The organism is Variovorax sp. 05N34, from assembly GCF_056397405.1.
In genome coordinates, this window is record NZ_JBFTNI010000004.1 from 74,377 (window position 1) to 89,195 (window position 14,819).

Here is a 14,819-nt window from a genome sequence, read left to right on the forward strand (position 1 = left end):
ATTGGAGTCCTGTATGAAGAACGCACTCTCTGCTCTCTCGCTGGCCGTTGCTGCGCTGGCAATGGCTTCCGGTCCCGCGCACGCGCAGGAGAAGGTGAAGATCGGCTTCGTCACCGACATGTCGAGCCTGTATGCGGACATCGAAGGAAAGAACGGTGCGCTGGCGATCCAGATGGCGATCGATGACTTCGGCGGCAAGGCGCTCGGGCAGCCAATCGAGCTGCTCACGGCGGACCACCAGAACAAGGCCGACATCGCAGCCTCGAAGGCGCGCGAATGGATCGACACCGACGGCGTGACCATGGTCTTCGGCGGCACCAACTCTGGCACGGCGCTCGCGACGGCCAAGGTGGCGGAGGAAAAGAAGCGCGTGTACTTCAACAACGGCGCCGCTGCCTCCGCACTCACGAACGAGCAGTGCAGCCCCTACACGGTGCACTACGCGTATGACACGGCGGCGCTCGCCAAGGGCACCGGCGGCGCAGTGGTCGATCGCGGCGGCAAGACCTGGTTCTTCCTGACCGCCGACTACGCTTTCGGCCACGCACTTGAAGCCGACACGACCGCCGTCATCAAGGCCAAAGGCGGCTCGGTGCTGGGTTCGGTGCGGCATCCGCTCAATGCCTCGGACTTCTCTTCCTTCCTGCTGCAGGCGCAGAACTCCAAGGCGCAGATCCTGGGTCTTGCCAATGCGGGCGGCGACACCATCAACTCGATCAAGGCAGCCAAGGAATTCGGCATCACGAAGTCGATGAAGCTCGCGGGCTTGCTGATCTTTTTGAGTGACATCCACAGCTTGGGTCTGAAGAACACCGAAGGCCTGCTGAATACCACCAGTTGGTATTGGGACCTCAACGACGACACGCGCAAGTTTGCGAAGCGCTTCTTCGACAAGACCAAGCGCATGCCGACGGACGTGCAGGCTGCGGACTACTCCGCCACGATGACCTACCTCAAGGCCGTTGAGGCCGCGAAGACGACCAATTCGGACAAGGTCATGGCGCAGCTCAAGAGCATGAAGATCGATGATTTCTACGGCAAGGGCCAGATCCGCGCCGATGGCCGCTATGTACACGACATGTACCTGGTCGAAGTCAAATCGCCCGCCGAATCGAAGCAACCCTGGGACTACCTCAAGGTTGTTGCCAAGCTGCCGGGTGATCAGGTCTTCACGACCAAGGCGGATTCCAAATGCGCGTTGTGGAAATAGAGCTCGCCCCCAGGCTGCGCGCACTGCGTGTCGCTTCGCCTACCCCCTGCCGGGGGCAACACCAGCGGCCTGGCGAAGCCAGTTCCGCGGTGTTTCTGGTGTTCGGGCGGTAGGCTTCGGGCGGCCAGGCGCGGCGGCCCTCACGACATTCCGTTTTCTCTCAATCATCTGCAACCATGAATAAAACCATTGCGCTTTCTACTGTTTCCATTGCCGTCGCTCTCGCAGCTGGCGCAGCCCACGCCGAGGACAAGGTCAAGATCGGGTTCATTACCGACATGTCCAGTCTCTATGCAGACGTCGAAGGCAAGGGCGGTGCGACGGCGATCCAGATGGCGATCGACGATTTCGGTGGCAAGGTCAACGGCTTGCCGATCGAACTGGTGACGGCCGACCACCAGAACAAGGCGGACATTGCAGCGTCGAAGGCGCGCGAGTGGATCGACACCGACAACCTCACGATGCTGTTCGGTGGAACGAATTCAGGCACCGGGCTCGCGATGGCGAAGGTGGCTCAGGAGAAGAAGCGCGTCTTCGTGGTCAACGGCGCCGGCGCATCGCAGCTCACCAATGAGCAATGCAGCCCCTACACCGTGCATTACGCTTATGACACCGTGGCGCTCGCCAAGGGCACCGGCGGTGCGGTGGTGGCGAACGGCGGCAAGAGCTGGTTCTTCCTGACCGCCGACTACGCGTTCGGTGCGGCGCTCGAAGCGGACACCGCCAAGGTCGTCAAGGAGAAGGGCGGCACGGTGGTCGGCAGCGTCAGGCATCCGCTCAACGCGTCGGACTTCTCGTCGTTCCTGCTGCAGGCGCAAAACTCAAAGGCGCAGATTCTTGGCCTGGCGAACGCGGGCGGCGACACCATCAACGCGATCAAGGCCGCCAAGGAATTCGGCGTCACCAAGACCATGAAGATGGCGGGCCTGCTGGTGTTCATCAACGACATTCACAGCCTGGGCCTGAAGAACACCGAAGGGCTGCTGCTCACCACGAGCTGGGACTGGAACCTGAACGAGCAGACCCGCGCCTTCGGCAAGCGGTTCTTCGACAAGACCAAGCGCATGCCGAACGATATCCAGGCCGCCGACTACTCGGCCACCATGACTTACCTGAAGGCCGTGCAGAACGCCAAGAGCACCGATGCCGACAAGGTCATGGCCGAACTCAAGAAGATGCCGATCAACGACTTCTACGCCAAGGGCCAGATCCGCGCCGACGGCCGCTTCGTGCACGACATGTACCTGATGCAGGTGAAGGCGCCGGCTGAATCCACGCAGCCGTGGGACTACTACAAGGTGGTCGCCAAGCTCCCGGGCGAAGAGGTCTTTACGACCAAGGCCGAGAGCAAGTGCAATCTCTGGAAGTAACCAGCCCCTGGCATTGACCCCTGTGCGACTGTTGAACCGTTCATGACCATTTCGCTTCCCGGCTTGCTGAGCCAACTCCTCCTGGGGCTGGTCAACGGGTCGTTCTATGCCATCCTGAGCCTCGGGCTCGCGGTGATCTTCGGCCTGCTCAACGTGATCAACTTCGCCCATGGCGCGCTGTTCATGATGGGCGCAGTGTCGACGTGGATGGCGATGAACTACTTCAACGTCAACTACTGGGTCATGCTGGTGCTGGCGCCGTTGATCGTCGGCGTCTTCGGCGTGCTCATCGAGCGGCTTCTGCTGCGCTGGATCTACAAGCTCGACCATCTGTACGGCCTGCTGCTTACGCTTGGGTTGACGCTGCTGATCGAAGGCGTGTTCCGCTCGATCTACGGTGTTTCTGGGCTTGCCTACGACACGCCCGATGCCCTGGCGAGCGCGACCGATCTCGGCTTCATGATCCTGCCCAACTACCGCGCATGGGTGGTGCTGGCGTCGCTGGTCGTGTGTTTCTCGACCTGGTTTGTGATCGAGAAGACTCGCCTCGGTGCGTACCTGCGCGCCGGCACCGAGAATCCCCGCCTGGTCGAAGCGTTCGGCGTCAATGTGCCGCTGATGATCACGCTGACCTACGCATTCGGCGCTGCGCTGGCTGCGTTTGCGGGTGTGCTCGCCGCGCCGGTGATTCAGGTCACGCCGCTGATGGGGCAAAACCTGATCATCGTGGTGTTCGCGGTGGTCGTGATCGGCGGCATGGGCTCCATCATGGGCGCCATCCTGACCGGGCTGGGCCTCGGCGTCATCGAAGGTCTGACCAAGGTCTTCTATCCCGAGGCTTCGTCCACAGTCGTCTTCGTCATCATGGTCATCGTGCTGTTGATTCGCCCCGCCGGCCTGTTCGGCAAAGAAAAATAAGACGGCAGCCGAATGAAGAAACTCTCAACTGTCATCTATCTGCTGCTGCTCGTCGCGCTGATCGTGGCGCCCTTCGTCGGGGCGTATCCCGTGTTCGTGATGAAGCTCATGTGCTTCGCGCTGTTCGCTTCGGCGTTCAATCTGCTGCTTGGCTATACGGGCTTGCTGTCCTTCGGCCATGCAGCTTTTCTGGGCGGCTCGGCGTATGTCGCGGGCCATGCCATGAAGGTCTGGGGACTGACGCCGGAACTCGGCCTCATCGCGGGCACGGCTACCGGCGCACTGCTGGGTTGGCTCTTCGGGGTGCTGGCGATTCGCAGGCAGGGCATCTATTTCGCGATGATCACCCTGGCGCTCGCGCAGATGGTGTTCTTCGTCGCGCTGCAGGCCAGGTTCACCGGAGGCGAAGACGGCCTCCAGGGCGTTCCACGTGGCAAGCTCTTCGGCGTGCTCGACCTGCAGAGCGATCTCACCATGTACTACGTGACGCTGGTGATCGTCGTCGCTGCTTTCCTGCTGATCGTTCGCACCATCCATTCGCCCTTCGGCCAGGTGCTCAAGGGCATCAAGGAAAACGAGCCTCGCGCACTGTCGCTGGGCTATGACGTGAGCCGCTTCAAGCTGCTGGCTTTCGTGATCTCGGCTGCGTTGTCGGGACTTGCGGGTTCGCTCAAGACACTGGTGCTGGGTTTTGCGACGCTGTCGGACGTGCACTGGAGCGCTTCAGGGCAGGTCATTTTGATGACGCTGGTCGGCGGCCTGGGCACGCTGTCTGGCCCGCTGGTCGGTTCGGCCGTGGTGGTGCTGCTCGAAAACAAGATCGGCGAATTCGGGCATCTGCTCGCGCGCATCACTTCTGTGGATTGGTTCAACACGCTCGGTGAATCCGTCACCATCGTGACCGGCTTGATCTTCGTGATTTGCGTGCTGGCATTCAGGCGCGGGATCATGGGCGAGATCATTGCGCTCATCGACCGCCGGCGCGGAGTCCGAAAGGCTTGAGGCGAGTCCGGGGGCCTCAGAACTTCAGCGCTTGCGCGTAGCCTGTCAGTTCGAGGTAGCCGCGGCCGACTGCGCGGCCTTGCGAGTCTCGCAGTTCGCTCAGGCCTTCCCAGTACACGGCGCCGGTCGAACCACGGCTGTCGAGTTCCTGGTCTTCGAGCAGCGGATGCACGCTGAAGGTGCCTGCAGGCGTCTGGATACGCCAGCCGATCGGATAGTCCGCGCGCGTCCTCGGGCTGACCCAACGGCTCGTCGCCTCGAAGTGCAAATCATCGGGTCCGAACACGCGCATGCGGCCGTCAGGGCTGCGCATCGAGCCTCCGGCCCATAGCGCGGAGCCGTCGCGGCGCCGAATGCGAAATGCCATCAACGCGCTGCCATCGAAGAGATTCATGCCGATCCAGTCCCAGCCTGCGGCATCCGGATGCAGATAGGCGTTGCTCCATTCGTGGTCGAGCCACGCGGTGCCCTGCACGTCGAAGCTTCGACCCTGAAGCGTGAGGCGCCCCTGCGCGGCGAGTTGCGGTTCGCTGTAGTAGTAGCTTGCTTGTTCGACGTCCGGGCCTTTGCGCGAGAGTCCGGCATCGCCTTGCAGCATCACCGGCTGGGTAGGCGCGAAGCGAAGGTCGAGTACGAATCCCTCGGCTGGCAACCGTGCGACATAGGCTTTGCCGTCGCGCTGGAGTGTCCAGTTGCGCAGCCGCACATCCGTGTCCTCTTCCGAAGCCGATGCGATGCCGAAGCCCGCCCGGGCGATGCGCTGGTCGTGCCACAGCTTGCGGCCTTGAAGATCGGTCACAGCCGCGTGCGCAAAGATCACCTGCCGTGCTGCGAAATCGGACCGCATCGACTGCGTCTCGGCAATTCTTGACCGAAAAAAAGTCACCTGAAATCCGAACTCGCGAGAGCCCTCATGGGCCTTGGCTTGGCCGGTGATGTACCACCACTCGGTGTTCAGATCGGGATGGCTGCCGAAGTCGCGCGGGAACAGCATCGGCCGTGGCGGCAGCGCCCATGCGGCCGGGACTGCGACCATGCCCAGCAGCAACATGCGTCGGGACAAGCCTCGCGCGGACATGCTCAAGCCATGGCTACGGCATCGATGCGCCGCTGCGCTTCGCTGAGGTCGCCGAACGACTCTCGCACCCATTGCGCGTCGTGGTAGCTCGGCAGATAACGCTCGCCTGCATCGCACAACAGCGAGAGGACGGAACCCTGCTGCCCGGCAGTGCGCATCTCTTGCGCCACTGCCAGCATGCCGATGAAGTTGGTGCCAGTCGACGGACCGACCTTGCGGCCTAGCAGCGCCGAGAGCGCGCGCATGGCGGCGATCGAATCGACGTTCGGCACCTCAATGATCCGATCGACGAGCGTGCGAACGAAACTGGCCTCCACGCGCGGCCGGCCGATGCCTTCGATGCGCGAACCTGGGGCCGTCAATGTGGCATCACCTGTCGCGTGATAGGCCGTGAATACCGAACCTTCCGGGTCGGCCACGCAGAGCAGGGTGTCGTGCCCTCGATAGCGCACGTAGCGGCCAATGGTCGCGCTTGTGCCGCCGGTTCCGGCGCCGACCACGATCCAGGCCGGTATCGGATGCCTTTCGCGCTTCATCTGCTCAAAGATGCTTTCCGCGATGTTGTTGTTGCCGCGCCAGTCGGTCGCGCGCTCGGCATACGTGAATTGGTCCATGTAGTGCCCGCCTGTTCGCCCCGCCAGCGTGCGCGCCTCGTCATAGACCTGGCCCGCATGCTCGACGAAGTGGCAACTGCCGCCGTAGAAGGCGATCTGCGCGATCTTTTCCGGAGACGTGCTGCGCGGCATCACCGCAATGAAGGGCAGCCCGAGCAGCCGCGCGAAGTAGGCTTCGCTCACGGCGGTCGATCCGCTGGAAGCTTCGACAATCGTCGTGCCTTCCGCGATCCAGCCGTTGCACAGCGCATACAGAAAAAGCGATCTTGCAAGCCGATGCTTGAGGCTGCCGGTCGGGTGCGTCGACTCGTCCTTCAGGTAGAGGTCGATGCCCGCCGACGCGAAAGCGGGAAGCGGCAGGGGAATGAGGTGCGTATCGGCGCTGCGCTGGTAGTCGGCCTCGATGCGGAGGATCGCGGTGCCGAGCCAGCTGTGGCCGGAAGAGGGAGCGTTCATTCGCGCATTCTGAGCCATCGGCCGGTCACCAGTCTTCCTTCACCGCCATCACGGCATCGTGCCCCGCCGCCGCACGGCCAGCGAGCCATGCGGTGATCGTCCCGGCCGCCAGCACGGCCGCGCACAGTGCGATGAGCCGGCCCCACGGCACCAGGAGGTCCATGGTCCAGTGGAAGCTCTGCGGGTTGACCACGTGCACCAGCACCACCGACACGGCCAAGCCGAGCAGAAGGCCGGCGACCGCGCCGATCGCTGTCCATGCGGCACCTTCGCCCGCGACCACCGCGAGCACCTGTGGGCGTGTGAATCCCAGGTGCGCCAGCAATCCGAACTCCTTGCGGCGCGCGAGCACCTGTGCGCTGAAGCTCGCCGCGATCCCGAACAGGCCAATGCCGATCGCGACGGCCTGCAGCCAATAGGTCACGGCAAAGCTGCGGTCGAAGATGCGCAGCGAAGTCGCGCGAATCTGGCTCACCGAAGCGATCTCGATTGGCTCACTGGCACCGAGTTCACGTGCTGCCAAGTCGCGCACCGACTGCTCGACGCTGCTCGACACTGCGCCGGGCGCAAGCCAGAGCGCGACATCGCTGACGCTCCGGTCGCCCGTCAGCCGTTCGAAGTCGCGCGCATCCATGGTGATCGCACCGAACTGGCGCACGTAGTCGCGCCATACGCCCGCGACGAAGAACACCGGCGGGCGAAGTCCCTCGGCCATGGGAGGCCACGCACGGGCGAGCGGCTCGAACACTGCGCCAGGCTTGGCGCCGTAGAGCTCGACCATCGCCTCGCTCACGTAGATGCCGATCTGGCCGGGCGGCACATCGAGGGCAGGGCCCTGCAGCGGGAGGCTCCGGGAGGCGTCGTCTTCCAGGCTCCGCGAGATCAGCGTGACTGGCGGCCGCGCCGCATCGAGCAGCAACGCCCGCGTCCGCAGCGTGCCGCTGCGCGCCACGCCAGGCAGTTGCGCCATCGCTTGCACCAATGCGGGCGAAAACGAAGCCTGCTCGCTGGTCGAACTTCCGCCGCTGGCGCTCCGCACGTAAAGATCGGCGGGCAGAACGACGTCCAACCAGCGGGTGACCGAATCGCGAAAGCTCGCGACCATCACGGTCAGCGCCACGGCCAGACTCAGGCTCGCCACCACGCCGCTCACGGCCACTGCTGCCGTGCCTCGCATGCGTCGCGCGCGCTCGATCGCGAGCAGCGGCAGCAGTCGCTGCGCGAAGAATGGAGCAATGCGGTCATAGAGCAGCGCGATCAGCCAAGGCAATGCGGTGATGCCGCCGACGAGCAGAAAGCCGACTGACAGATAGGCAGCGATGGGGATGCCGAAAATCGCCGGTGCCATCGCCAGAGCGGCGCCGGCCACGATCAACAACAGTGCGACAAGATGCGCGCCATTCCGCGCTGGCGCGGCGCCGAGGCCCTTCAATGTCTGCGCCTCGGGAAGCGCCTGCGCTGCACGCGCGGGCCACCAGCCGCCCACCAGGGCAGCCAGCACGCCCAAGCCGCCATAGAGCAGTGCCGAAGCCCAACTCCAGCGCAGGGTTGGCGCGACACCCTCGAAATAGCCGCCGCCCAGATCGCCGCCCAAGACCTGCAATGCGAACTCGGCCAACGACGTGCCGAGCGCGATACCGGCCACACTGCCGATCAGCCCGAGAACGAGCGATTCGGCCAGCACCAGTCGAAGCCGCTCGCGGGGCGTGAGGCCGAGCACGCCGAGCAACGCAAACTGCTGCGCCCGTTTGGCGACGCTGAGCGCGAGGACGGAGAACACGAGGAACGCGCCCGTAAACAGTGCCACCAGCGCAAGCACCGTGAGATTGACGCGGTAGGCCCGCGACAGGTTGCTCACCCGCTCCGCCGCATCGCCCGGCTCTGCAGGCTCGATGCTCGACGGCCATCCAGGCAACGCTCGCAGCGATCGGATGAACGCCGCGTGGTCAGTGCCGGGCGCGAGCCGCAGGTCGATGCGGCTGAGTTGTCCGCCGCGAGCGAACTGGTCCTGCGCCGCGCCAATATCCATGACCGCGATCGCGGCACCGCTGGCAGCGACTTGTCCGGCAATGCGGAGCGTGTGCGTGTGCGCGCCCACGCGCAATTGAAGCGTTGTGGCGCTATCGCCCACCGCCTTGCGGGCGGCTGCATTGAGGAAGACGTTGCCCGGCGTGAGCACCGCCATGCGGTCGGCGCCCTCGTTCGGCCGAGGCATCAGCCCCGGCGCGATCGTGGGCAGCACGAGCGCATCGATGCCGATCACGCGCATCGCCACCCGCTGATCGCCGGCGATCGCAATGCCTTGAAGCTCCAGCACCGGGCTTGCGAGTGTCACCTGCGGCTGCTGCGCCACCTGCGCGAAGACCGCTTCATCGAAGCTGCCCTGCATGGCGCGCAGTTCGAGGTCGGGCTGGCCGTTGACGGACCGGACCGCACTCGAGAACTCGTCGAGTGCCGAAGCGTTGATCAACTGCACCGAGAACGCCAGCGCCACCCCGAGCATCACCGCCACGATGGCTGCCGCGTTGCGCCAGGGATGATGGCGAAGTTCCTGCCATGAGAAGGTGCGGAGAAGCATGGGTGACGATCAGAGGCGCGCGGCTGCGCTCGCCAGATAGGCACGAACGGCGCCACTGGTGCTGAGGCCGGCTGCGCGCGCGTAGGCCTGTCTTGCTTCGGCCGCGTTGCCGGTCTGCCCGAGAAGATAGGCTCGGGCCGCCCAATAGGGCTGGTAGTTGGCGACATCACCTTGCGCGAAAGCATCGAGTGCGCGCAGGCCGTCCGCAGGCCCCGCCGCATTGGCGACCGCGCAGGCGTGGCTGACATGCGCGCCGATGCTCGGACGCAATGCGAGGAGGCCTTCGTACAGCGCCACGAGCGCCTCAGGGGGCACCTGCGCACCCAGGCGGCGTGCGCAGTGCGCGGACTGGATGGCGGCCTCCATCTGGAATGCACCCGGCGCGTTCATGGATGCCGCAGCGCGGAGCGCTTGCTCCGCCTGTTTGCGCAGCGCGTGATTCCAGCGTGTCGTATCTTGCTCATCCAGCGGCACGTAGTCGCCTGCAATGCTGCGACGTGCCGCGGCACGGCTTTCGCAGAAAAGCATCAGCGCGAGCAAGCCCAGAGGCTCGGGCTCACGCGGCATCAAGCCGCACAGGATGCGGCAGAGATCGATGGCCTCCGCCGTGAGGCCACGCTGCGTGGCTTCTGCGCCATCGATATCGTCCCAGCCGGTGCCGTAGGTGGCGTAAATGCCGTCGAGCACATCCTGCAGGCGCTGCGGCAAGTCGTCCGCACGCGGATATTCGAAGGGAATGCCGGCTGCCCTGATCCGCGCCTTGGCACGCACCAGCCGCTGGCCGAGCGTGGCAGGCGCCGTCAGAAAGGCGCCGGCAATGCGCGCCGCTTCGAGCCCGAGCACCGTCTGCAGCATCAAGGGCGCGCGTGCCGCTGCGTCGATGGCCGGATGCGCGCACACGAARAGCAGACGCAGCCGCTCGTCCGGCACGGCGTCGCTGCCCGGTGTGTCGAGCCCGACTTCATCGGCCAGCAGCGCCAGTGTCTGGGAAGCGTCGTCATGCACGCGAGTGTGCCGCCAGGCGTCCAAGGTGCGGTTGCGCGCGACCGTCAACAGCCACGCTTCGGGCTGCGCGGGTACGCCGTCGACAGGCCAGCGTTCGAGCGCGCGCGCGAAGGCGTCGGCCAATGCGTCTTCGGAGGCGGCGATGTCCCGCGTGCGCGCCGAGAGAATCGCCACCAGTCGCCCATACGACTGGCGCGCGGCCTTTTCTGCGGCCGCGCGCGCTTCGTGGACGGCGAGCTCCGTCACGCCGCGTTCGGCTGACTGAACACGGGCCTCACCTCGACACCGGCGGTAGCGGCGCAGGGTGCGCGCGCCGCCCATTCGAGCGCCGTATCGAGGTCGGCGACGTCGATGATGAAGTAGCCGCCCAGTTGCTCCTTGGTGTCGGCAAAGGGGCCGTCCTGCACCTGGCGCTTGTCGCCGCGGATACGCAGCGTGGTGCCGGTCATCGGCGGGTGCAGGCCATGGCCGTGCAGCGCCACGCCGGACTCGCGGATGGCGCCCACATAGTCCATCCAGCCTGCGCGATAAGCCTGGGCCGCCTCTTCGCTGCGCTGGTCGAAATCGGACTCGGGTTGATAGAACATCAGCATGTATTGCATGGAAACCTCGCGTGAAGACTACATCGAGCAGGATCGCTCGTGTAATGACGGCGCGCAAGGTGCCATTTCGACACGGCGCGGTCAAGCCGTGCGCTTTGTTCGGGTCTTATCTTCTGCTGCCAGGCGTGGAATAGTCGTATCGCGGCCCTGGACCCACTGCGATGGGCGGCCCCGGATCACCGCTTGGCACCGACGAGGGGGCGCTCGCTTCCGAGCGCACCTCATAGCCGTATCGCGGACCCGGACCGATGGCCACGGGCGGCCCCGGATCGTCGGCGACCCGCTGCGAAGGCCGCACCCAGCTGTACTGCGGGCCAGGTCCTGGGGCGATAGGCGGACCGGGATCGGGATAAGTCCTCGGCTGCGGCGAGGGCAGCTGATAGGCAAGAGAGTCGTCCGGCTCCTCGTCCCGCTGGGCCCGCCTGGAGCGCTGGGACGTGCGCTTCTCCGGGCTTGCGCTCTTGCTCGACGGATTGATCACGGACGCGGTCTGGGTCTTCGGCGGCAATCCCGATCCCAATCCCAGACCCAAGGCTGTCGCCGGGGATGCCAGTGCTGCGGTGCTCGAGGCGGCAGATGGCGCAGCCACTGTCGCGGTCGAGGATGCGGGTGCGGGTGCGGGTGTAGGTACAGGTGCAGCAGGCGCAACAGGAGCCACTGTCGAGGCAGGTGCAACCGTCTTCGCGATGGGCTCCGCCTGCCTTGCCGCCGGCGTGGAAGCAAACATGCGCTCGATCTGGGCCCATGGCGCCGTGCCGTGGTGCAGCACGTACACGCACCACGCAACGAAGGCGATGATCATCGTCAGGCTCACCAGCCCCAGGTTCAGCCAGAACGACGTGATGGCGCCCTCCGCAGACGGCGCCTCCGATGGCACGCCCCGTCGCGTTTCGGGTGCCCGCGTGCCCGCCGCAAAGCTGGGCTCCAGGACGGGGGGCAGAACGGCTTGCGAAGCAGTCCGACCCGGCCGATTCACTTCCTGCTGCAGCGCGGCGGCTCCGGATGGCGCGAAGCCGGGCAGGCGGCCCGCGCAGCCGATGCAGAACTTTGCATTGGACCGGTTCTCGCTTCCGCAATTTCCGCAGACGATCGGCATGGGCTTTCAGCCTCCCCTGAATGGACACATCCTGGTACTTTGCCAGTGTGCGAGCGGCTGTCTGTCAGTGTGGTCCGACAGCGTTGTCTCTGACGATCCACAGGCGCCCGCCAATCTTTGATTTGGGGTCGGATTAAGCTCCGGGTATGCACACACTTCCCGATTACGACGATGTCGTCGCTGCCGCCGCGCGGCTCGAAGGCCATGCCCACCGCACGCCGGTGATGCGCTCTCGCACCGCGGACGCGCGTTGGGGCGCTCAGTTCTTCTTCAAATGCGAGAACTTCCAGCGCATGGGAGCCTTCAAGTTTCGCGGCGCATTCAATGCGCTGTCGAAGTTCGACGCTGTGCAGCGCAAGGCCGGCGTGATCGCCTTTTCATCGGGAAATCATGCGCAGGCCATCGCGCTCGCTGCACGGATTCTCGGCATGCCTTCGGTGATCGTCATGCCGACGGACGCGCCCGCAGCCAAGCTCGTGGCCACCCGAGGCTACGGCGCCGAAGTGGTGCTTTACGACCGCTTCGCGGAAGACCGCGAGGCGCTCACACGGCGGCTTGCTGAAGAACGCGGCATGACGTTGATTCCGCCCTATGACCATCCTGACGTGATCGCGGGGCAGGGCACGGCTGTCAAGGAACTGATCGAGGATGCGGGTCCGCTCGACATTCTTTACGTGTGCCTCGGCGGCGGCGGATTGACCAGCGGATCGGCGCTCTCCGCGCGCGCGCTCGCGCCGGCCTGCAAGATCTACGGCGTCGAGCCTGAAGCAGGCAACGATGGCCAGCAATCGCTGCGCGCCGGGCGCATCGTGCACATCGACACGCCCAAGACCATCGCCGATGGTGCACAAACGCAGCACCTGGGCGAATACACCTTCGGCATCATCCGTCGCGACGTGGACGACATCGTCACAGTGAGCGATGCGCAACTGGTCGAAGGCATGCGGTTCTTCGCCGAGCGCATGAAGATGGTGGTCGAGCCGACCGGCTGCCTTGCATTCGCGGGCGCGTGTGCCGCGGGGGAAGCGATCCGTGGTGCGCGGGTCGGCGTCGTCATCAGCGGCGGCAACGTCGATCTTGGGCGCTTTGCGGCCCTGCTGGCGGACCAAGGCGAGCACGCCTGCGGCTAGCGGATTCCGGTCGCGCTCAGGTGCAGCACCCGATCGGCGCGCGCAGCCGCCGCTTCAGAATGCGTGACCAGCACCAATGATGCGCCGTGCTCCCGCGTCTGCGCCAGCAGCACGTCCATTACGCGCGCCGCGGTTGCGGGGTCGAGGTTGCCTGTCGGCTCATCGGCCAGCAGCAGGGCAGGGCGATGCACCAGCGCCCGCGCGATGGCCACGCGCTGCAACTGCCCACCGCTGAGCTGCTGCGGAAGGCGCTCGCCGAGTCCGGCCAACCCGACGGCTTCCAGAATTTTCGAGACGCGCACGTTCATGCCTGCGCCGCGCTCGCCGAGCAGCATCAGCGGCAGCGCGACGTTTTGCGCCACGTCCAGATGCGGCAAGACGTGGAAAGCCTGGAACACGAAGCCCACGTGACTGCGCCGCCAGAGCGCGCGCCCCTGCGCATCGAGCGCTCCGATGTCGATGCCGTCATGCACGATGGTCCCGGCATCCCAGGTGTCGAGCCCGGCCATGCAGTTGAGCAGCGTCGATTTGCCAACGCCCGATTCGCCGACGATCGCCACGAACTCGCCGGCAGGGATATCGAGCGACACGTTCTCGAAGACGGGCACTTCGCCGTAGTGCTTGCCGAGATCCGTGATGCGCAGCGTCATGCGATGTCCGCGACCTGCCGGACCACTTGGGCGATGGCGTCGGACGCCTCGGCAGCAATCACGCGGCGTTGCGGCATGCTGCGCAGCCAGGTGATCTGACGCTTGGCGAGCTGTCGCGTGGCCGCGATGCCGCGTTCGCGCAATTCAACGATTGGCCAGGCGCCATCCAGCGCCTCCCACGCCTGCCGATAGCCTACGCAGCGCATCGAGGGCAGGTCGGCATCCAGATCACCGCGCGCGCGCAGTGCCTGCACTTCGGCGATGAATCCCGCCGCCAGCATCGCATCGAAACGCGCCGCAATGCGCTCGTGCAGCCAAGCGCGCTCCGTGGGCTCCAGCGAGAACATCGCAGCGGCAGCCCATCCACCGCCGGCCGCGCCTGCATTGCCGCCGCCATGAAAACTCGACAGAGGCTGCCCGCTGGTATGCCAGACCTCCAGGGCGCGCTGAATGCGCTGGCTGTCGTTGGGCGCGAGGCGCCCAGCCGTGACGGCATCGACCTGCGCGAGTCGCGCATGCATGGCGGGCCAGCCGATCGCGGCGGCATCGGCTTCGAGCCGCTTGCGAATCTCCGGGTCGGCCGCGGGCATTGCATCGATGCCCTCGGCCAGCGCCTTGAAATAAAGCATCGTGCCGCCCACCAGAAGCGGGAGCTTGTCCCGCGCCGATATCTCCGCGATGAGCCGACGCGCGTCTTGCACGAAAGCGGCTGCGCTGTAGGGGTCGCGCGGATCGCGGATGTCGATCAGGTGATGCGGCACCTCGGCGCGTTCGGCAAGCGTCGGCTTGGCGGTGCCGATGTCCATGCCGCGATAGACCAACGCTGAATCGACGCTGACGATCTCGACGGGTCGAACGCGCGCAATCGCCAAGGCCGCCGCGGTCTTGCCCGATGCAGTGGGGCCCGCCAAGGCCACATAGCGGGGCGCAGTGCGCGATGAATCCAGCTCCGAAGGCATGCGCCCAAGGGTAACAAAGCTGACCGGGAGGCGAGACCGCCGCTTGGAATGTCATGGGACGGACACATCGGCTGCCTATGCTTCAAAACGAAACCAAAACCGGGCCTCGGGCCCAACTACTACAGAGGTCCGAGCCAGCAGGCGACGACCG

13 protein-coding genes are annotated in these 14,819 nt (G+C 65.4%); 6 read left to right on the top strand and 7 right to left on the bottom strand.

Features of this window, described 5'->3' with window-relative positions:
* Nucleotides 1-13: 13 nt before the first annotated feature.
* The 4 genes from AC1DMA_RS12290 (at nucleotide 14) to AC1DMA_RS12305 (ending at nucleotide 4,500) form a co-directional block, all read left to right on the top strand.
* On the top strand, nucleotides 14-1,210 hold the full coding sequence (locus AC1DMA_RS12290; protein WP_478123893.1) for an ABC transporter substrate-binding protein: 1,197 nt from the start codon (nucleotides 14-16) through the stop codon (nucleotides 1,208-1,210).
* Between the two features lie 176 nt (nucleotides 1,211-1,386).
* Nucleotides 1,387-2,580, top strand: coding sequence for an ABC transporter substrate-binding protein (locus tag AC1DMA_RS12295; RefSeq protein ID WP_478144353.1), 1,194 nt, complete (start codon nucleotides 1,387-1,389; stop codon nucleotides 2,578-2,580).
* A 42-nt stretch (nucleotides 2,581-2,622) separates the two neighbouring features.
* Nucleotides 2,623-3,498, top strand: coding sequence for a branched-chain amino acid ABC transporter permease (locus AC1DMA_RS12300; RefSeq protein WP_478123891.1), 876 nt, complete (start codon nucleotides 2,623-2,625; stop codon nucleotides 3,496-3,498).
* A gap of 12 nt (nucleotides 3,499-3,510) precedes the next feature.
* Nucleotides 3,511-4,500, top strand: coding sequence for a branched-chain amino acid ABC transporter permease (locus AC1DMA_RS12305; protein WP_478123890.1), 990 nt, complete (start codon nucleotides 3,511-3,513; stop codon nucleotides 4,498-4,500).
* A gap of 16 nt (nucleotides 4,501-4,516) precedes the next feature.
* On the opposite strand, the gene AC1DMA_RS12310 is transcribed toward AC1DMA_RS12305, so the two are convergent.
* The 5 genes from AC1DMA_RS12310 to AC1DMA_RS12330 are packed head-to-tail and all read right to left on the bottom strand — an operon-like array spanning nucleotide 4,517 to nucleotide 10,833.
* Nucleotides 4,517-5,578, bottom strand: coding sequence for a lipocalin-like domain-containing protein (locus AC1DMA_RS12310; protein WP_478144354.1), 1,062 nt, complete (start codon nucleotides 5,576-5,578; stop codon nucleotides 4,517-4,519).
* A 2-nt stretch (nucleotides 5,579-5,580) separates the two neighbouring features.
* The gene (locus AC1DMA_RS12315; protein ID WP_478144355.1) at nucleotides 5,581-6,648 is read right to left on the bottom strand and encodes a PLP-dependent cysteine synthase family protein; all 1,068 of its coding nucleotides are present in this window, start codon (nucleotides 6,646-6,648) and stop codon (nucleotides 5,581-5,583) included.
* A gap of 25 nt (nucleotides 6,649-6,673) precedes the next feature.
* The gene (locus AC1DMA_RS12320) at nucleotides 6,674-9,226 is read right to left on the bottom strand and encodes an FtsX-like permease family protein (protein WP_478144356.1); all 2,553 of its coding nucleotides are present in this window, start codon (nucleotides 9,224-9,226) and stop codon (nucleotides 6,674-6,676) included.
* A gap of 9 nt (nucleotides 9,227-9,235) precedes the next feature.
* A complete protein-coding gene (locus AC1DMA_RS12325; protein ID WP_478144357.1) occupies nucleotides 9,236-10,477 on the bottom strand; it encodes an RNA polymerase sigma factor in 1,242 nt (413 codons plus the stop codon).
* Entirely contained in the window at nucleotides 10,474-10,833 is a 360-nt protein-coding gene (locus AC1DMA_RS12330) for a YciI family protein (protein ID WP_478144358.1), read from the bottom strand. The genes AC1DMA_RS12325 and AC1DMA_RS12330 overlap by 4 nt, the downstream gene beginning before the upstream one ends.
* A gap of 437 nt (nucleotides 10,834-11,270) precedes the next feature.
* Here AC1DMA_RS12330 and AC1DMA_RS12335 point away from each other — a divergent pair, with 437 nt between their 5' ends.
* Entirely contained in the window at nucleotides 11,271-12,050 is a 780-nt protein-coding gene (locus AC1DMA_RS12335; protein WP_478144359.1) for a hypothetical protein, read from the top strand.
* Between the two features lie 25 nt (nucleotides 12,051-12,075).
* Complete coding sequence (locus AC1DMA_RS12340; RefSeq protein WP_478144360.1) at nucleotides 12,076-13,059, top strand: threo-3-hydroxy-L-aspartate ammonia-lyase; 984 nt, start codon at nucleotides 12,076-12,078, stop codon at nucleotides 13,057-13,059.
* Here the strand turns inward: AC1DMA_RS12340 and AC1DMA_RS12345 are convergent.
* Complete coding sequence (locus tag AC1DMA_RS12345) at nucleotides 13,056-13,709, bottom strand: ABC transporter ATP-binding protein (protein WP_478123882.1); 654 nt, start codon at nucleotides 13,707-13,709, stop codon at nucleotides 13,056-13,058. The genes AC1DMA_RS12340 and AC1DMA_RS12345 overlap by 4 nt on opposite strands.
* On the bottom strand, nucleotides 13,706-14,668 hold the full coding sequence (gene miaA, locus AC1DMA_RS12350; protein WP_478144361.1) for a tRNA (adenosine(37)-N6)-dimethylallyltransferase MiaA: 963 nt from the start codon (nucleotides 14,666-14,668) through the stop codon (nucleotides 13,706-13,708). The genes AC1DMA_RS12345 and miaA overlap by 4 nt, the downstream gene beginning before the upstream one ends.
* Nucleotides 14,669-14,819: the final 151 nt, after the last annotated feature.